Source organism: Kitasatospora sp. NPDC058406 (assembly GCF_042722765.1).
GTDB lineage: Bacteria > Actinomycetota > Actinomycetes > Streptomycetales > Streptomycetaceae > Kitasatospora.
Window position 1 is genome coordinate 1 of sequence record NZ_JBHXKE010000062.1, and the last position, 17543, is coordinate 17543.

The following is a 17543-nucleotide window of genomic DNA, read 5'->3' on the forward strand; positions in this document are numbered from 1 at the left end:
CCCCCGGACCTCCGGGGGCGCGGGGCCGTCGACGTACGCCCGCGGGTGGCCGCTCACCCCAAGCGGTGGGGCCCCGACGGGGTCAGCGCGAGGTCCACCGGCCTGTCGTGCGGCTCCGCCGGCACCCGGTCCAGCAGCTCGTGCTCGTAGAGCAGCACCGCCAGCACCGGCCGCACCCCGGCCCGCTCCAGCCTGGCCAGCACCCGGTCGTACGAGCCCCCGCCCCGCCCCAGCCGCAGCCCCCGGCGGTCCACCGCCAACCCCGGCAGCAGCACCAGTGCCGCCCCGGTCACGGCCTCCGGCCCGAGCCGCTCGCCGACCGGCTCCAGCAGCCCGCGCCCGGCCGGGGCCAGCTCCTGCGGGCCCGCGTACTCCGCCCAGTCGAGGTCGTTGTCGGCCAGCAGGACCGGCAGCAGCACCCGCGCCCCGCGCGCCCGGAGCGCGTCCAGCAGCGGCCGGGTGCCCGGCTCGGCGCCCACCGAGACGTACGCGGCCACCGTGGCGCCCGGCCCGGCCAGTTCCCCGGCGTGCCCGGCCAGCGCCGCGGCGGCCCGCTCCCGGGCCTCTGCCGCCAGCGCCCGACGTTCGGACAGCAGCCGTGTCCTCAGCGCGCCCTTCTCGTTGTGCATGGGATGCTCCACCGCTCCTCCACCGCTCCGATCCCCGCCCCGCCCATCGCTCCGACCCGTGCTCCGGGCCCGTGACGCTCAGAGCCTGACATGCGGAAGGCGCCCCGATGTCCACCCCGCTGCTGGTCCAGGCCCTGGCCGTGCTGAGCGCCCCCGCGCTGGCCGGTGCCGCCCTGCTCGGCGCCCGCCTGCGGCGCGGCGCGTCCGGCGCGGCCGACCGCGAGGCCGGGCTCCGCGAGCGGATCGCCGAACTGGAGGCCCGCTGCGCCGAGCTGGAACGCACCGCTTCGTGCGACCCGCTCACCGGCGTCTGGAACTACCGGCACCTCCAGCTCACCCTGGACCGGGAGATCGAGCGGGCCCGCCGGGCCGAGCAGCACGGACAGCACGGACAGCAGGACGGGCCCCGGCCGCTGGCGGTCCTGCTGCTGGAGATCGCGGGCTTCGACGCGGTGGTCGCCGAGCACGGCCGGGCCCGCGCGGGGACGGTCCTGCGCGACCTCGCCCAGCGGCTCGGCATGGAGATCCGCCGCTCCGACACCCTGGGCCGGTACAGCGGGGAGGAGTTCCTGGTCGTCCTGCCGGACACCGGAGCCGAGGGCGCGGCCCAGGTGGCCGACCGGCTGGTCTGGTCGGTCCGCCGCCACCTGCTGCTGGACTGGTCCTCGGGCAGCCGGGAGGGCCGCCACCCGGAGGGCAACGGGCTCACCGCGGCGGTCGGCCTGGCCGTCCTGCCCGAGGACGGCGCCCACGCGGCCGTGCTGCTCCGGGCCGCGGACCGGGCGCTGGCGGTGGCCCGCGGGGCCGGCGGCGACTGCTGGCGGGGGACCGCCGCCCCGGCCGGCTCGCCGACCACCTCGCCGAGCACCTCGCCGGACTCCGCCCCGGCCGCCGCGTCCGCTGCCGCCCCGACCACCTCGCCGACCGCCCCGACCGCCTTCCGGAGGACCTCCGCGGACCGTTCCGGAGCCGTCCCCGCAGGCGTTTCCCCGGGTGCCTCCCCGGCCTTCCCCGCGCGTCCGGACGGTGTCTTCGCAGCCGAACGTAACCGTTCGGAAAAGCCGGGTAGTCTGTCGCCCTGTGCCGGAGGGGACCCCCTCGCCCCACCCGTCACGTCCCCTTTGCCTGCCATTGCGGCCGGGTCTGGCGACGTGCTGTCCCAGCACCGCTCAACGACGCCCGGCCAGGCGAAACACGTGCCTTAGTAAGGTAAACGCATGACGACGTCGAAGTCCCGAATCCCGGTAACCAAGGCCGTGGTCCCCGCGGCAGGACTGGGCACCCGCTTCCTGCCGGCCACCAAGGCCACTCCGAAGGAGATGCTGCCCGTCGTCGACAAGCCGGCGATCCAGTACGTCGTCGAGGAGGCAGCCGCCGCAGGGCTGTCCGACATACTGATGGTCACCGGCCGTAACAAGCGCGCGCTGGAGGACCACTTCGACCGCGCCTACGAGCTGGAGGAGCTGCTCGCCCGCAAGGGCGACCAGGACCGTCTCCGCCGGGTCCGCGAGTCCGTCGACCTCGCCAACATGCACTACGTCCGCCAGGGCGACCCGAAGGGCCTCGGCCACGCCGTCTCGGTCGCCGAGCAGCACGTCGCCGGCCAGCCGTTCGCCGTCCTGCTGGGCGACGACCTGATCGACCCGCGCGACCCGCTGCTGGCCCGCATGATCGAGGTCCAGCAGGAGCTCGGCGGCTCGGTCGTCGCGCTCATGGAGGTCGACCCCTCCCAGATCCACCTGTACGGCTGCGCCGCCGTCAAGCCGAACGGCTTCGGCGAGGACGTCTTCCAGGTGACCGACCTGGTCGAGAAGCCGGAGACCGCCGACGCGCCGTCGAACTACGCGGTCATCGGCCGGTACGTCCTCGACCCCTCCGTCTTCGACGTGCTGCGCGAGACCCCGCCGGGCCGCGGCGGCGAGATCCAGCTCACCGACGCCCTGCGCGAGCTCGCCACCCGCGACGCCGCGGTCGGCGGCCAGGTGCACGGCGTGCTCTTCAAGGGCCGCCGCTACGACACCGGCGACCGCGCCGACTACCTGCGCGCTATCGTCCGACTGGCCTCCGAGCGCGAGGACCTGGGCCCGGGCTTCCGCAGCTGGCTGCGCGAGTTCGTGGCCACCGAGCTGCAGGACTGACACACCGACCGAGAGCGAGCGCGCCGATGACCGGGTCCACGGAGAGCGGTACCACCCCCGCAGCCTGCTGCGACGGCTCCGCGGACCCGGCACCGGGCGCCCGCCCGGCGGCCGGCCCGTCCGGTCCGGCCGCGCTCTGGACGGTCGACGAGCACCTCGCCGACGTCCTGGCCGCCGTCGGCCCGCTGCCCGCCATCGAGCTCCAGCTGCTCGACGCGCAGGGCTGCCGGCTGGCCGAGGACGTGGTCGCCGAGGGTGACCTGCCGTCCTTCGACAACAGCTCGATGGACGGCTACGCCCTCCGCACCGCCGACACCGCCGGCGCGACCACCGAGTACCCCTCGGTGCTCGCCGTGGTCGGCGACATCGCCGCCGGCGCCGACGCACTCCCCAAGGTCGGCCCCGGCCAGGCCGCCCGGATCATGACCGGCGCCCCCGTGCCGCCCGGCGCCCAGGCCGTCGCCCCGGTCGAGTGGACCGACGGCGGCACCGGCACCGGCCGCGCCGCCGACTCGATGGCCGCGCCGGTCGAGGGCGAGGAGGTCCGGGTGCTGCGCCCGGTCACCGAGGGCGCCCACGTCCGCCGCCGCGGCAGCGACATCGCCGCCGGCACCCGGGTCCTGACCGCCGGTACCCGGCTCGGCCCCGCCCAGCTCGGCCTGCTCGCCGCGGTCGGCCGGCCCACCGTCGCCGTCCGCCCCCGCCCGCGGGTCGTGGTGCTGTCCACCGGCAGCGAGCTGGTCCAGCCCGGCGACCCGGTCGGCCCCGGGCAGATCGCGGACTCCAACAGCTTCACCCTCACCGCCGCCGCCCGCGACGCCGGCGCGATCGCCTACCGGGTCGGCGGCGTCCCCGACGACGCGGCCCGGCTGCGCGCCGTCCTGGAGGACCAGCTCGGCCGGGCCGACCTGATCGTCACCAGCGGCGGCGTCAGCGTCGGCGCGTACGACGTGGTCAAGGAGGTCTTCGCCGAGTACGGCGGGGTGGACTTCCGACGGCTGCGGATGCAGCCCGGCAAGCCGCAGGGCTTCGGCCGGATCGGCCCCGGGGCCGGAGTGCCGCTGATGGCGCTGCCCGGCAACCCGGTCAGCGCGTACATCTCCTTCGAGCTGTTCGTCCGTCCGGCGATCCGGACCATGCTCGGCGCCGACGACGTCAACCGTCCGGTCGTCCGGGCCCACTGCCCGGTGGCGCTGCGCTCGCCCGCCGGACGGCGGCAGTTCCTGCGCGGCCGGTACTCCGCGGCCGACGGCGTGGTGGAGCCGGTCGGCGGCGAGGGATCGCACCTGGTCGGCGCGTTGGCGAGGGCGGACTGCCTGATCACCGTCCCCGAGGACGTCACCGAACTGCCGGCCGGCAGCGCGGTGGACGTGGTCCTGCTCGGCGGCTGAACCCCGGGGCCGGTCGTACCGCGAGCCGGCCCGGATCCCACCGCGGCGGGCCGTCTCACCGGCGCGGCCCGTCCCACGCCCCGGCCGGGGCGAGGAGTACGGTAGCGCGGTATTCGACCTGCGCGCCCCCTGGAGCCACCCGTGACCACCTCACCCCCCGGCGACCGCCTCACCCATGTCGACGAACAGGGCGCGGCCCGGATGGTCGACATCTCCGAGAAGGCCGTCACCGCGCGCACCGCCGTCGCGGCCGGCCGGGTCCGGGTCGCTCCCCGGGTGGTCGAACTGCTCCGCGGCGAGGGCGTCCCCAAGGGCGACGCGCTGGCCGTCGCCCGGATCGCCGGGATCATGGGCGCCAAGAAGACGCCCGAACTGATCCCGCTCTGCCACCCGATCGCCCTCTCCGGCGTCACGGTGGAACTCTCCGTCGCCGACGACGCGGTCGAGATCACCGCCACCGTGCGGACCACCGACCGGACCGGTGTCGAGATGGAGGCGCTGACCGCCGTGGCGGTGGCCGGGCTGACCGTGATCGACATGGTCAAGGCCGTCGACAAGGGCGCGGCCATCGAGTCCGTCCGCGTGCTCGGCAAGACCGGCGGCAAGAGCGGCGACTGGAGCACCCCCGAGGTGTCCGCGTGAGGGCGCTCGCCGTCACCGTCTCCAACCGCGCCTCGGCCGGCGTGTACGAGGACAAGGGCGGCCCGCTGCTGGTCGCCGGTCTGCGCGGGGCGGGCTTCACCGTCGACGGCCCCCGGGTCGTCCCGGACGGCGAACCGGTCGAGGCCGTCCTGCGCGAGGCCGTCGCGGCCGGGTACGACGTGGTGCTGACCACCGGCGGCACCGGCATCTCCCCGACGGACCTCACCCCCGAGATGACGGCCCGCGTCCTCGACCGCGAGATCCCCGGCATCCCCGAGGCGATCCGGGCCCACGGGCGGGAGAAGGTGCCGACCGCGGCGCTCTCCCGCGGGCTGGCCGGCCTCGCCGGACGTACCCTGATCGTCAACCTGCCGGGCTCGACCGGCGGCGTCAAGGACGGCCTGGCGGTCCTGGAGCCGCTGCTCGCGCACGCCGTCGACCAGCTCGGCGGCGGCGACCACCCCCGGCCCGACGCACCAGCTTCCGGGAGAGCGCACTGAACGCCGGCTGGCCGGTAGAGCTCCACGAGGGGGATGTCGCGCTGCGCCCGATCAGGGCCCGCGACCAGGGCGACTGGCAGGAGGTCAGCCGGCGCAACCGGGACTGGCTGCGGCGCTGGGAGGCGACGGTGCCCCCGGGCCCGGCGGCCCACGGCGCCGGCCGTCGCCCGACCTACCGGCAGATGGTCCGTTACCTGCGCAGCGAGGCCTCGGCCGGTCGGATGCTGCCCTTCGTCGTCCTCCACAAGGGTCGGCTGGTCGGTCAGCTGACCGTCGGCGGGATCACCTGGGGCTCGATGTGCTCGGCCAACGTCGGCTACTGGATCGACGAGGCGGTGGCGGGGCGGGGCATCATGCCGGCCGCGGTCGCGCTCTCGGTGGACCACTGCTTCCGCACCCTCGGCCTGCACCGGATCGAGGTCTGCATCCGGCCGGAGAACACCCCGAGCCGGCGGGTGGTGGAAAAGCTGGGCTTCCGCTCGGAGGGAATGCGGCCGCGCTATCTGCACATCGACGGCGACTGGCGGGACCACCTGGTGTTCGCGCTGACCGCCGACGAGGTGCCGGAGGGGATGCTGGACCGCTGGCGGGCCCTCAGTTCGGTGCGTCGGCCCAGAAATTGAATGTATGTTCGAAAAGAAATATCGATATGGCATCGGCGTGGCGACGGACGGGCACAAATGCCGGCAAATTAGTCGGAGAATCAGCTTGATCACACGACACGCCGTGCCAAATTGCTACCGGCCCTTCCCCCGCGCCCGTACGGTGTGAAACGTGAGCAGTAGCGGCCTTATCTACGCCGTCATCGTAGGGGCCTGGGCCGCCTATCTGGTGCCGATGTGGCTCCGCAGGCAGGACGAGCTCAACGAGGCGCGCCCGACGGAACGCTTCAGCACCGCCATCCGCCTGCTGGCCGGGCGTTCGGCGCTGGAGCGGCGGGCGTCCCGGGCCCTGAGCGACGAACCGCGTGACGACGAGCAGAGCAGCGACGACGGCCCTCCCGAACGGGACGGGGCCGCGGTCGGCGACCCCTCCGACGAGCCCTCCGGTGGCCTCGCCGGCGACCTCGCCGACGATCCCTCCACCGGTTCTCCGGCCGGGGGCGGATCGGCGGACGAGCCGGCGCCCCGCCCGGCGGAGCGCACCGAGGGACGGTCCGCAGGTACGGCCGGCGGCCCCGAGCGGCGGGCCCGGTTGCTGGCCCGGCGTCGCCGGATGGTCACCGTCCTCTTCCTGGTCTTCGCCGTCGGCGCGGTGGTCGCGGCGGTGGCCGGACTGGCCTTCCTCTGGGTCCCCGCGGTCCCGGCGGCCCTGCTCACCCTCTACATCGGGCACCTGCGCCGGCTGGAGCGCCAGCGGTACGCCGTGAAGCTGGACCGGGTCCGCGCGGCCCAGGCCGCCGAGCGGCTGCGCAAGCGCGAGAAGCAGCGCGCCGAGGCCGCCCGCGTCGCCGCCGAGGCTCCGGCCCCGGTGGCCGAGCCGGAGCCCGCGCCGCGGACCGGACGCGGCCGTCCGCACCTGCGGCTGGCCACCGACGCCGACGCCGCCCGGGCGACCGCCGCACCCGGTTCGGCCTCGGCCGTCGCGGAGGCGACCGAGCACGAGGAGTGGGTCGACGGCATGCGCGAGCGCGGCGCGGCCGGCCCGGACTCCTGGGAGCCGGTGCCCGTCCCGCTGCCGACCTACGTGACCGCGCCGGTGGCCCCCCGGGTCAGCCGTGGTCTCGACCTGTCGGCGCCCGGCACCTGGACCGCCGGTCGGCCGGCCGAGGCCCGCAACACCCCGCTCTTCGACCAGTACGCCGAGCCCTCCGCCGCGGAGTCCCGGCCCCGCGCGGCCAACGAGTGACCGGTCGGGGGTGCCGCGGCACCCCCGACCTGGGACGCCGCCCGGGGGTGGTCACGAGCCCCCTCCGAAAGGTGCTAGAGTTTCTTCTCGTTGGGGCTGTGGCGCAGTCCGGTAGCGCACCTCGTTCGCATCGAGGGGGTCAGGGGTTCGAATCCCCTCAGCTCCACCCAACGGACCGGTTCCGACCGGTTCACGAAATCCCGCCCGGTGGACTCCACCGGGCGGGATTTCGCGTTGTGCGGGCGGCGCCGGCCCCGGTCGTGCGGTCAGGGTGACGCCGGACCCGGCCTGCTGAGTGCCGGTCACCCCGGGGCCGGGCGGGACGCCGGTGCGCGGCCCGGCGGCGCACCGCTGCGGACGGCCGCCGCGCGGCACGGCTCGCCGGCGGTCACTCCTTCACGACGACCACGGTGCAGCGCGCGTGGTGGACGCAGTAGTGGCTGGTGGTGCCGAGCGGGGCGCCGGGCGGGGCGGTGCGGCCGCGGCTGCCGAGGACGAGCACGGCGGCGCCCTCGGCGGCGGCGGTCAGGGCGGGGCCCGGCGGGCCGGCCTTGAGGTGGCGCAGGACGGCCGGGGCGGTGGGGGAGAGGGCGGCGGAGAGGGACTCGTCGAGGATCCGGGCGGCGCGGCGCTCGGACTCGAACCCGTCCAGCGCGGGCGGGACCAGACCGCGCTCGTCCTGCCGCAGGGGGAACTCCCAGACGGTGACCGCCTCCAGCGGGCCACCGGTGAAGCCCGCCAGCCGGGCGGCCCAGCGGACGGCGGCGAGGGAGAGCCGGGAGCCGTCCACGCCGACCACGATCCTGCCGTCCGGTCGCGGGGTCATGGTCCGAGCGTAGGACGGCCCGGAGGGGACGGCGAGACGGCCGAGGGCCGGCCGAGCGGGTGCTCGGCCGGCCCTCGGGGCGGGGTCGGTCAGGGCTGGCCGGAGCCGGCGTACGGGCCCGGCTGCGGTGCGCCGGACTGCGGCGGCACCGAGCCGTAGCGGGCCGGGCGACGGCCGCGCGGGTGCCGGGTGAGGGTGTAGCCGGCGACACCGGCCAGAGCGGCGAGGATGCCGCCGGCCAGGGTCCAGAACCAGCGGCTGTTCCAGCCGGAGAACCAGCCGGTGTACCAGTGGTCCTCGGGCTCCTCGGGCGCCGCCGCCTTGACGGTCGCGGCGCCGCCGCCGGCCGGCGGGACCAGCGGGGCCTTGAGCTCGCCGCCCTCGGGCTGGGCGTCGTCGGCGTCGCCCTTGGCCGCCACGTGCAGCTTGACCGAGGCGGCCAGGCCGAGGTCGGGCTGCGGGGCGTCGGCGACCGAGAGCCGCACGTAGTAGGTGCCGGGCAGCGGGTCGCCGGACCAGGGCTCGGCCCAGGAGCGGACCTCGCGCAGGGTGCAGCTCAGCGCGAGCGAGGCGGTGGCCTGCTCGGCGGTCGAGACCTGGGTGCCGGCGGTGCAGGACTGGCGGCGGCGCAGCCCGTCGAACACCTCGACGCTCCAGGTCTGCGGGCCGTGCCGGTCCGCGGACGGGGGCAGGGTGACCGACAGGCCGACCGTCGGGGTCTGGCCCTCGGAGGCGCCGAACGCCCAGTACAGGTAGTCGCCGGTGGAGGCGGCGACGGCGGCGTCCTGGCCGGGGGCCAGGTTGACGGCGGTCAGGAAGGAGGTGCCGGCCTTGTTGGCCGGGGCCGGGGTGCCGCTCGCGCTCGGGGAGGGCGAGGCGGCGGAGGCGGCCGGGGCCGCGAGGGTGAGTGCGGGGAGCAGGGCCAGCGCGGCCACCGCGCCGCGCAGGGAGGCGCGGATCGTCGAGTGGGTCATGGTCAGTTCTCCTGCCAGACAGCGATCCGCCAGCGGGCGATCCAACCGAACAGCAGGCCGGTCAGCAGGCCGGCCAGGGTGAGCACGAGCAGCAGGATCCAGCCGCGGCCGAGGCCCATCGCGAGGCCGTCCGGGGAGGGCGAGGCGGCGGTCAGGTCGACCGTCAGCTCCAGCGGCAGGCCGGGGTCGGCCGCGATGCCGGGCTGTGCGGCCAGCGAGTTGGAGATCACCAGGCAGACGGTGGTCTCCGGCTTGCCGCTCGCCGAGGCGGACGGGGTCGCGGTGGCGTAGCCCTTGGAGTCGTCGGTGGACCAGCGCAGGCCGGTGGAGATCACGTCGGTCCGGCCGCTTCCGGCGTCGGTGCCGCGGACCAGCTCCTGGCCGGTGGTGCTGGTGGCCTGGAGCAGGACCCCGTAGTCGCGGGCCACCGGGCGGTCCAGGGCGACGCTGACGGAGGCGCGCAGCTCCTGGCCGGCCTTGACCGGGACGCGGTAGGTGCGGTGCTCGGAGAACTTCTCGCGGTCGCTGTAGACGCCGGGGGCGAGGACCGGCGCCGACTCGCACTTGTCGGTGCCGGTGGTCTTCACCGGGGCCACCGTGTAGGTGTCGTTGGAGCGGTCGACGAGCTGCTTCACCTTCTCGGTGAGCTGCTCCTGGGTGCGTACGTCGGTGTAGGTGCCGCCGGTGGCGTTGGCGATGCAGAGCAGCTGCTGACGGGTCTTGTCGTCGTGGGCCAGGCCGAGCGTGTCGATCACCAGGTGGATGCCCTGGGCGGCGAGTTCGCGGGCGACGTCGCACGGGTCGGGCGGGGCGCAGGAGTCCTCGCCGTCGGTGATCAGCACCACCCGGCGGGTGGTCTCGCCCTTGCCGAGGTCCTCGGCCGCGCCGCGCAGGGCCAGGCCGATCGGGGTCCAGCCGGTGGGCCGCAGGGTGGCGACGGCCGTCTTGGCCTCGGTCTTGTTGGTCTTGCCGACGGGGAAGAGCTGCTTGGTGTCCAGGCAGCCCTGCGCCTTGTCGTTGCCGGGGTAGTTGGCACCGAGGGTGCGGATGCCGAAGTCGGTTTCGGCGGGCAGGGCGTCGATCACCTCGTTCAGCGACTGCTGGGCCACCGCGATGCGGCTCTTGCCCTGGATGTCGGCTTCCCGCATGGAGCCGCTGACATCCAGGACGAGGTCGACCCGGGGTGCTTCCTTGCCGGCGGAGCCGGCTGATGGTTCGTCGGCATGGGCGGGCAGGCCGCTGAGCAGCGCCCCGCCCGTTATCGCCAGGGCGGCCAGCAGGCTGCCGAGCCTGGCCTTCGGTCGTCGTCCGGTAGTCACCCGTCGATCCTAGGGATCATCAGTTCCCCGTGGCCAACACGGTCCGGTGCGCGAACCGCCGGACACCGGCGCGAACTCGTGGGCGCCGGTGGGGGATCGGGACGGGGGCGCCCGGTCGTGCGCCGGTCGCGCGGATACCGGGCGGGCCTGGCGGGCAATCCGGGACACACCGGACGGATGAACCGATAAATATGGATAGCGCTCGTTAGGGTGACGAGCGGGCCGCGGGGGCCGCCGCACCGGCGCCCGGGCCCGGCCGGAACGTCCGACTGAGGGAAGGACCCGCACGTGAGCAACCTCTTCGCGATCGCCTATCCGGATCTGGCCACCGCCAAGGCGGTGCGCAACGCGGCGGTCGGGCTGCAGACGCAGAAGCTGATCGAGCTGGAGGACGCGGTCGTCGTCGAACGCCGCGAGGACGGCAGGATCAAGCTGCACCAGCAGGTGAGCACCACCGGGGCGGGCGCCGCGTCGGGCGCGCTCTGGGGCGGGGTGATCGGCCTGCTGTTCTTCATGCCGTTCCTCGGCGCGGCCGTCGGCGGCGCGGCCGGTGCCGCGGTCGGGGCCTCCACCGACATCGGGGTGGACGACGACTTCATGCGCCAGGTCGGCGAGCACCTCCAGCCGGGCACCGCCGCGGTGTTCCTGCTGGTCCGCAAGGCGACCGCGGACAAGGTCGTGCCCGAGCTGGCCCAGTACGGCGGGAAGATCATCCAGACCTCGCTCTCGTCGGCCGCCGAGGCCGAGCTGAAGGCGACCGTCGAGGCCGCCCGGGCGAACGCCGCACCGGCTCCCGCCTGAGCCCTCGGCGCACGGGGCCGGCCGGCCCCCACCTGACCAGCCGCTCACGTCGGGGCGGACGGGCCCGCCGCCCGTCCGTCCCGATCGTCACCTCCCGGCGGTCCGGAGCCCGGGACCCGGGCGTCCCGCGCCGGGCCGACCCGCAGCAGGAACTCCCGCAGATCGACACCCAGGACGGTCCGTGGCGACACCCTCCGCCGTGACGACAACCGCCCGCCGGCCGCGCCGGACGGTGCGGACCCGGCGCAACACCGAACTCGCGCTGGTCCTGGCCGCGGTGCTGACCGCCGTCCTCGGGTACGCCGAAGTCGGCCTCAACATCGACGGCACGGTGCCCGCCGACGCGGGCGAGTACGGGGCCGCGCTCGGCGTGCTCGCCCTGCTGGCGCACGCCGCGGTCCGCTGGAAGGCGCCGTACGCGGATCCGCTCCCGCTGCCGATCGGGGTGCTGCTGAACGGCATCGGACTGGTCGTCATCTACCGGCTGGACCGTTCCACCCCGGGTGACGCGGCGCCCACCCAGCTGCTCTGGTCCACGCTCGGGGTGGGCCTGTTCATCCTGGTGCTGTTCCTGCTGCGGGACCACAAGCGGCTTCAGCGCTACGCGTACATCGGGGCGCTGGCGGCGCTCGTCCTGCTGGTGCTGCCGATCTTCTTCCCCCCGGTGTACGGTTCGCGGATCTGGATCACCCTGGGGCCGCTCTCCTTCCAGCCGGGCGAGTTCGCGAAGATCCTGTTGGCGGTCTTCTTCGCCGCCTACCTGGCGGTGCACCGGGACGCGCTGGCGCTCACCGGGCGGCGGGTCTGGCGGTTCCAGTTACCGCGCGGACGGGTGCTCGCGCCGGTCCTGGTGATCTGGGCGGCGTTCGTCGGCGTGCTGGTGCTGGAGACCGACCTCGGCACCTCGCTGCTCTTCTTCGGCCTCTTCGTGGTGATGCTGTACGTGGCGACCGCGCGGACCGGCTGGATCGCCATCGGGCTCTTCCTGGCGGGGATCGCCGCGGTCGGGGTGGGCCTGCTCTCGCCCCACGTGCACAGCCGGGTCAACGACTGGCTGGACCCGCTCGGATCGATCGCCGCCGGGCGGGGGGCCAACCAGATCGCCCAGTCGCTGTTCGCCTTCGCCTGGGGCGGGGAGCTCGGTGCCGGGCTGGGCAACGGCCACTCGGCGCTGATCGGCTTCGCCGCCAAGTCCGACTTCATCCTCGCGACCATCGGCGAGGAACTCGGGCTGACCGGGCTGGTCGCGCTCTTCCTGCTCTACGCGCTGCTGGTCTCGCGCGGGTTCCGGACCGGGATCGCGCTGCGGGACCCGTTCGGGAGGCTGCTGGCGATCGGGCTGGCGGCGATCGTCGGCCTCCAGGTGTTCGTGGTGGCGGGCGGGGTGCTCGACCTGATCCCGCTGACCGGGATGACCCTGCCGTTCGTCGCCCAGGGCGGCTCCTCGGTCGTCACCAACTGGATCATCGTCGCGCTGCTGGTGCGGATGAGCGACATCGCCCGGCGGCCCGCCCCCGGGGAGGCCTGATGGCGCGCGACCGCGCCGGCGGCGGGGGCCCCGCCGGCGACCGGCCGGGGGGAGGACGGCCGGGGGACGGGCCGCAGGGCCTGCCGGGGATCTCCGTCACCGGCCGCCGGGCCGGCACGTTCTGCCTGCTGCTGATCGTGGTGCTCTGCGCCCAGGCCACCAGGGTGCAGGTGTTCCGGGCCGGGGAACTGAACCACAACAGCGCCAACCAGCGGCTCACCATCGAGCGCTACTCCCAGCCGCGCGGCGACATCCGCGTCGGCGCCGACACCGTCACCGGTTCCGAGCCCACCGGCGGGCGCTACGACTACAAGCGCACCTACACCGACGGTCCGCTGTACGCGGCGGTCACCGGCTACTCCTCGCAGACCTACGGCAACACCCAGCTGGAGGGGACCGAGGACGAGCTGCTCTCCGGCACCGACCTCCGGCTGGCGAGCTGGGCGGTCTGGGACGCGGTGGCGCGCCGGCAGAACCCCGGCGGGGACGTCCACACCACCGTCGACCGGGCCGCCCAGCAGGCCGCGATGCGGGGGCTGGGCCGGCAGAAGGGCGCGGTCGCCGCGATCGAGCCCGCCACCGGGCGGATCCTGGCGCTGGCCTCCACGCCGTCGTACGACCCGGGGAGCTTCGCCGGCACCTCGGCCGACGACCAGGAGGCCTGGAACCGGCTGCAGGCCGACGCCGACCAGCCGATGCTCAACCGGGCGCTGCGGCAGACCTACCCGCCCGGCTCGACGTTCAAGGTGGTGACCGCGGCCGCGGCGCTGGAGAGCGGCGTGGTCACCGACATCGACGCGCCCACCGACGCGCCCTTCCCGTACGTCATGCCGGGCACCACCACGCCGCTGGTCAACGACACCCGGGCCTGCGACGAGCCCGGGCAGTCGCTGGACGCGGCGATGGTCCGCAGCTGCAACAGCGTGCTGGGCCACCTCGGTGTGCAGGTCGGGCTGGAGCGGATGACGGCGATGGCGGAGGCCTTCGGCTTCAACGACGCCGGGCTGGACACCCCGGTGCGGGCGGCCCGCTCGAACTTCGACACCCGGATGAACGCGTCGCAGCTGGCGCTCTCCTCGATCGGCCAGTTCGACACCGCCGCCACCCCGCTGGTGATGGCGATGGTCGCCGCGGGGGTGGCCAACAACGGCACCGTGATGAGTCCCCAGCTCGTCGACAAGCTGACCAAGAGCGACGGCACCGCCGTCCAGCTGATGAAGCCGTCCGTGTACCGGCAGGCGATGAGCCCGGGAACGGCCGGGCAGGTGCAGCGGCTGATGACGGACGTGGTGGAGAACGGCACCGGACGGAACGCCAGGATCGACGGCGCGGTGGTCGGCGGCAAGACCGGCACCGCCCAGCACGGGCCGGACAACAGCGGGACGCCGTACGCCTGGTTCGTCTCCTGGGCCAAGCCGGCCGGTTCCGGCGGGGTACCGCCGGTGGCGGTCGCCGTGGTGATCGCGGACAGTGACGCCACGGACGTCACGGGTGGCGGGCTCGCGGCGCCGGTCGCCCGCGCGGTGATGCAGGCGGTGCTCGCCGGATGAGGCCCTCACCTCCCCGTGTCGGCCCCGCGTCCACCGGGTTGACCTGCTGCTTTATCTGCTCGATGGCAGATCCGCCGTTTGCGAAGTGTCCGGTTTGTGTAGGCGGATGTGACGGTTCGTACAATGCGCGCCGCGGGACTGTTCGTTTGCGACACTGGTGCTTTCGCGCGGTCCTGTCCCATCTTTGTTCGGTTGGTCCCCGATGGCACCCCACGGCGCGTCGAGTGACCGGCCGCTAGGACACCCTCCCTCGCCTAGAAGGACCCTCGTTTTGGCCAGCAACACCCTCGGCGCGCGCCTCATGAGGCGCAAGCCCGTCTCCACCCTGATCGCCGAGAGCGAAGGCCGCGACGGCCCGCCCGCCGGTGCGCCCGAGGAGGGCGGACGCTCCGGCATCCACCTGCGACGCTCGATCGGGCTCTGGCAGCTGTCCGCCATCGGCATCGGCGCCACCATCGGCACCGGCATCTTCTTCGTGCTCAGCACGGCGGTGCCCTCGGCCGGCCCGGCCGTGATCCTCTCCTTCGTGATCGCCGCCGTCACCGCCGGCCTCACCGCGCTCTGCTACGCCGAGATGGCCTCCGCCATCCCGGTCTCCGGGTCCTCCTACTCGTACGCCTACGCCACCCTCGGCGAGGGCGTCGCGTTCGGCGTCGGCATCTGCCTGCTGATGGAGTACGGGGTCTCGGCCTCCGCGATCGCGGTCAGCTGGGCCGAGTACCTGAACAAGTTCTTCGACCTGGCCTTCGGGTTCCAGATCCCGGAGGCGCTCTCCGGCGCGCCCGGGAACGGGCACTGGTTCAACCTGCCCGCGCTGCTGCTGGTCGCCATGGTGTGCTTCCTGCTGATCCGCGGCGTCAGCGAGTCGGTGAAGGTCAACGCGGCCATGGTGGGCATCAAGATCCTCATCCTGCTGCTCTTCATCGGCGTCGCGCTGACCGGCTTCCACTCCGGCAACCTGACCCCGTTCATGCCGCTGGGCATCGGCGGCGTGCAGGTCGCGGCCTCCAGCATCTTCTTCTCCTTCATCGGGCTGGACGCCGTGTCCACCGCCGGTGAGGAGGTCAAGAACCCGCGCCGCACCCTGCCGATGGCGATCATCATCTCGCTGGTCGTGGTCACCGTCCTGTACATCCTGGTGGCCGTCGCCGGCATCGGTGCCCAGCCCTGGGAGAAGTTCGACGGCCAGGAGGCCGGCCTCGCCCAGATCCTCCAGGACATCACCGGCCAGAGCTGGCCCGCGATGGTCTTCGCGTTCGGCGCGATCATCTCGATCTTCTCGATCACCCTCGTGGTGATCTACGGCCAGACCCGCATCCTGTACTCGATGGGCCGCGACGGGATGCTCCCCAAGCGCTTCGCCCAGCTCTCGCCGCGGACCGGCACCCCGGTCTGGAACACCATCGTGGTCGGTATCGGCGTCGGTGCGCTGGCCGCCTTCATCCCGCTCAACGTCCTGGCCGACATCACCAGCCTCGGCACCCTGATCGCCTTCTCGGTGGTCTCGATCGGCGTGATCATCCTGCGCCGCACCCAGCCCGACCTGCCGCGCGGTTTCCGGGTGCCCGGCTACCCGGTCGTCCCGCTGATCAGCATCGGCTTCTGCGTCTACCTGATCACCGGCCTGCACGCGGACACCTTCCGGGCCGGTGCGATCGCCCTGGTCGTCGCGGTCGTCGTGTACTTCGGCTACAGCATCAAGCACTCCAAGCTGGAGCGGGCCGGGCGGCCGGCCGGTCCGGGGCAGCCGACCGACACGAACGCCGGCTGAGTCCCTTGAGCAGAGAACCGGGCCGTCCGGGGGTTCCGTCCCCCGGACGGCCCCGTTCGCACCTGCGGATACTCGCGGCGCAGACATGGCGACAGGGCGCAGCCCCCGGCCCTAACCTTCCACCATGGTGAGCACCCGCACGCCCGGCTACTCCCGCCCGCGCGGCCGCTTCACCGGTCGGGGCGGGACCCCGGACCCGCCCGGCCCCGACGTCCCCCCGGCCAGACCCGCCCGGCTGCGGGGCCGTCCGCCCCGTCGTCCGTTCCCCCACCAGCGCGGCGAGAGCGGTCCGCCGGTCCCGCTCGATCGGCTGAATCCGGCCCGGCTCGCCGGGCACCGGGGCGTCCAACTGCTCGGCTGTCTGGTCGCGGCCGGCTGGGCCGCCGCCTTCCCGGTCGTCTCCGACCTGCCCAACCAGAGGCTCTGGGGCGCCGTCGCCGCCCCCTCCTACCTCCTCGCCGGGCTGTTCTGCCTGGCCCTCCCGCGCCGCGTCGCCGCCCGGAGCGCAGCCGCGGTCGCCCTGCTCGGCGCCGTCCTGGTACCGCTGGCCGTGCTCGCCCTCCAGGGCCGCCACCAGTCCGAGGTGATGGTGGTCGAACGCTCGGCGCACCTGCTGTTCACCACCGGCAGCCCGTACCTGCCGGACCCGGTGACGGTCACCGACTACAACCCGTACCTGCCGGGGATGGCGGTGTTCGGGGTGCCGCGCGCGCTGCTCGGCGACGGCAACGCGGTGGCGCGGCTGGCCGGGGACGCCCGGATCTGGTTCGCGCTGGCCTTCGTGGCCTGCCTGGTGGCGGGCTGGCGGCTGCTGCGGCCGTCCCGGGACCGTGCGCCGCTGCTGCCGCTGACCGTGCTCACCGCCTCGCCGCTGATCGCCCTGGCGCTGGTCGGCGGCGGCGTGGACCTGCCGTTGATCGGGCTCTGCTGCCTGGCCATGGCCCTGGCCGAGCGTGACCGCACCGTCCCCGCCGGACTGGTGCTGGCGCTCGCCGGCACCCTCAAGTGGACCGTCTGGCCGGCGCTGCCGGTGGCCGTCCTGCTGCTCTGGCGGCTCTACGGGCGGCGGCCGGCCGGCAAGGCCGGGCTCACCGCCCTCGGCGCCGGCCTGGTCGTCATGGCCCCGATCGCGCTGGTCCGGGCGGACGCGCTGCGCGAGCAGGTGGTGCGGTTCCCGCTCGGGCTGACCGCGATCCAGACACCGGCGGGCAGCCCGCTGCCCGGCAAGGTGCTGGCCGGGTTCGGGCCGACCGGGCACACCGCCTCGCTGGTCCTGCTGACGGTGGGCGGGCTCGGTGTGGCGATCTGGCTGCTGGCCCGTCCGCCGGTCTCCGCGATCGCCGCCGCCGACCTGCTGGCCGCCGGGCTGGCGATCGCGTTCATGCTGGCCCCGGCCGGACGGTTCGGGTACCTGGCGCTGCCGGTGGTGCTCATGATCTGGCCCCGGCTGGCGGCCCGGCGGTGGACCGCCCGGCCGCCCCGCCCGGTCGGCTGCCTGCTGGCCCGGCCGGAACCCGCCCTCCCGGGGCGCTGAGACGCCGGAGCCCCGGGGCCGGTCGGGCCTCCGGGGCGCGGGCGGGACGGGCGGGTCCGGGGAGGGCGGGTGCGGAGCGGCCGCGGTGCGGC

At 74.6% G+C, this 17543-nt stretch carries 16 protein-coding genes and 1 tRNA gene; 13 read left to right on the top strand and 4 right to left on the bottom strand.

The genetic code is table 11. The annotated features are described in order from the left end of the window. Positions 1–53: 53 nt before the first annotated feature. Entirely contained in the window at positions 54–629 is a 576-nt protein-coding gene (locus ACFWOG_RS14665; protein WP_380358333.1) for a 5-formyltetrahydrofolate cyclo-ligase, read from the bottom strand. A 107-nt stretch (positions 630–736) separates the two neighbouring features. On the opposite strand from ACFWOG_RS14665, the gene ACFWOG_RS14670 reads away from it, so the two are divergent. The 8 genes from ACFWOG_RS14670 (at position 737) to ACFWOG_RS14705 (ending at position 7314) form a co-directional block, all read left to right on the top strand. Further along, on the top strand, positions 737–1834 hold the full coding sequence (locus ACFWOG_RS14670) for a diguanylate cyclase domain-containing protein (RefSeq protein WP_380358336.1): 1098 nt from the start codon (positions 737–739) through the stop codon (positions 1832–1834). A 12-nt stretch (positions 1835–1846) separates the two neighbouring features. Beyond that, positions 1847–2767 (top strand): UTP--glucose-1-phosphate uridylyltransferase GalU, encoded by a 921-nt coding sequence (gene galU / locus ACFWOG_RS14675; RefSeq protein ID WP_329883332.1) that lies wholly within the window; start codon positions 1847–1849, stop codon positions 2765–2767. 26 nt (positions 2768–2793) lie between these two features. Beyond that, positions 2794–4158, top strand: a complete 1365-nt coding sequence (gene glp, locus ACFWOG_RS14680; RefSeq protein ID WP_380358340.1) for a gephyrin-like molybdotransferase Glp — start codon at positions 2794–2796, stop codon at positions 4156–4158. A gap of 201 nt (positions 4159–4359) precedes the next feature. After that, the gene (gene moaC / locus ACFWOG_RS14685; protein WP_380358372.1) at positions 4360–4800 is read left to right on the top strand and encodes a cyclic pyranopterin monophosphate synthase MoaC; all 441 of its coding nucleotides are present in this window, start codon (positions 4360–4362) and stop codon (positions 4798–4800) included. Beyond that, entirely contained in the window at positions 4797–5300 is a 504-nt protein-coding gene (locus ACFWOG_RS14690; protein ID WP_329883335.1) for a MogA/MoaB family molybdenum cofactor biosynthesis protein, read from the top strand. The genes moaC and ACFWOG_RS14690 overlap by 4 nt, the downstream gene beginning before the upstream one ends. Then, positions 5297–5923: a GNAT family protein gene (locus ACFWOG_RS14695; protein ID WP_329883371.1), complete on the top strand. Its 627-nt coding sequence runs from the start codon at positions 5297–5299 to the stop codon at positions 5921–5923. The genes ACFWOG_RS14690 and ACFWOG_RS14695 overlap by 4 nt, the downstream gene beginning before the upstream one ends. A gap of 151 nt (positions 5924–6074) precedes the next feature. After that, positions 6075–7148: a gephyrin-like molybdotransferase receptor GlpR gene (gene glpR, locus ACFWOG_RS14700; RefSeq protein ID WP_329952994.1), complete on the top strand. Its 1074-nt coding sequence runs from the start codon at positions 6075–6077 to the stop codon at positions 7146–7148. A 92-nt stretch (positions 7149–7240) separates the two neighbouring features. Then, a tRNA-Ala gene (locus tag ACFWOG_RS14705) sits at positions 7241–7314 on the top strand. A 222-nt stretch (positions 7315–7536) separates the two neighbouring features. Here the strand turns inward: ACFWOG_RS14705 and ACFWOG_RS14710 are convergent. From ACFWOG_RS14710 to ACFWOG_RS14720, 3 genes are all read right to left on the bottom strand, one after another. Next, positions 7537–7974, bottom strand: a complete 438-nt coding sequence (locus ACFWOG_RS14710) for a universal stress protein (RefSeq protein ID WP_329952995.1) — start codon at positions 7972–7974, stop codon at positions 7537–7539. Between the two features lie 89 nt (positions 7975–8063). After that, complete coding sequence (locus ACFWOG_RS14715) at positions 8064–8948, bottom strand: peptidase (protein WP_380358345.1); 885 nt, start codon at positions 8946–8948, stop codon at positions 8064–8066. Between the two features lie 2 nt (positions 8949–8950). Further along, the gene (locus tag ACFWOG_RS14720; RefSeq protein WP_380358348.1) at positions 8951–10267 is read right to left on the bottom strand and encodes a VWA domain-containing protein; all 1317 of its coding nucleotides are present in this window, start codon (positions 10265–10267) and stop codon (positions 8951–8953) included. A 288-nt stretch (positions 10268–10555) separates the two neighbouring features. Between ACFWOG_RS14720 and ACFWOG_RS14725 the strand changes: the two genes are divergently transcribed. The 5 genes from ACFWOG_RS14725 (at position 10556) to ACFWOG_RS14745 (ending at position 17451) form a co-directional block, all read left to right on the top strand. After that, a complete protein-coding gene (locus ACFWOG_RS14725; protein WP_329883340.1) occupies positions 10556–11068 on the top strand; it encodes a DUF1269 domain-containing protein in 513 nt (170 codons plus the stop codon). Between the two features lie 199 nt (positions 11069–11267). Beyond that, positions 11268–12596 carry an FtsW/RodA/SpoVE family cell cycle protein gene (locus ACFWOG_RS14730; protein WP_329952997.1) on the top strand — a complete coding sequence of 443 codons (1329 nt, stop codon included), beginning with the start codon at positions 11268–11270 and terminating at the stop codon, positions 12594–12596. Continuing rightward, positions 12596–14146: a penicillin-binding transpeptidase domain-containing protein gene (locus ACFWOG_RS14735; RefSeq protein ID WP_329952998.1), complete on the top strand. Its 1551-nt coding sequence runs from the start codon at positions 12596–12598 to the stop codon at positions 14144–14146. Before ACFWOG_RS14730 ends, ACFWOG_RS14735 begins: the two co-directional genes overlap by 1 nt. Before the next feature lie 202 nt (positions 14147–14348). Further along, on the top strand, positions 14349–15917 hold the full coding sequence (locus tag ACFWOG_RS14740) for an amino acid permease (protein WP_380358353.1): 1569 nt from the start codon (positions 14349–14351) through the stop codon (positions 15915–15917). 124 nt (positions 15918–16041) lie between these two features. Further along, positions 16042–17451 carry a glycosyltransferase 87 family protein gene (locus tag ACFWOG_RS14745; protein ID WP_329953000.1) on the top strand — a complete coding sequence of 470 codons (1410 nt, stop codon included), beginning with the start codon at positions 16042–16044 and terminating at the stop codon, positions 17449–17451. Positions 17452–17543 lie beyond the last annotated feature (92 nt).

Coding starts and splice junctions, on each gene's coding strand:
- ACFWOG_RS14665 (WP_380358333.1), bottom strand. CDS start 629: ATGCACAACGAGAAGGGCGCGCTGAGGACACGGCTGCTGTCCGAACGT.
- ACFWOG_RS14670 (WP_380358336.1), top strand. CDS start 737: ATGTCCACCCCGCTGCTGGTCCAGGCCCTGGCCGTGCTGAGCGCCCCC.
- galU (WP_329883332.1), top strand. CDS start 1,847: ATGACGACGTCGAAGTCCCGAATCCCGGTAACCAAGGCCGTGGTCCCC.
- glp (WP_380358340.1), top strand. CDS start 2,794: ATGACCGGGTCCACGGAGAGCGGTACCACCCCCGCAGCCTGCTGCGAC.
- moaC (WP_380358372.1), top strand. CDS start 4,360: ATGGTCGACATCTCCGAGAAGGCCGTCACCGCGCGCACCGCCGTCGCG.
- ACFWOG_RS14710 (WP_329952995.1), bottom strand. CDS start 7,974: ATGACCCCGCGACCGGACGGCAGGATCGTGGTCGGCGTGGACGGCTCC.
- ACFWOG_RS14715 (WP_380358345.1), bottom strand. CDS start 8,948: ATGACCCACTCGACGATCCGCGCCTCCCTGCGCGGCGCGGTGGCCGCG.
- ACFWOG_RS14735 (WP_329952998.1), top strand. CDS start 12,596: ATGGCGCGCGACCGCGCCGGCGGCGGGGGCCCCGCCGGCGACCGGCCG.
- ACFWOG_RS14740 (WP_380358353.1), top strand. CDS start 14,349: ATGGCACCCCACGGCGCGTCGAGTGACCGGCCGCTAGGACACCCTCCC.
- ACFWOG_RS14745 (WP_329953000.1), top strand. CDS start 16,042: ATGGTGAGCACCCGCACGCCCGGCTACTCCCGCCCGCGCGGCCGCTTC.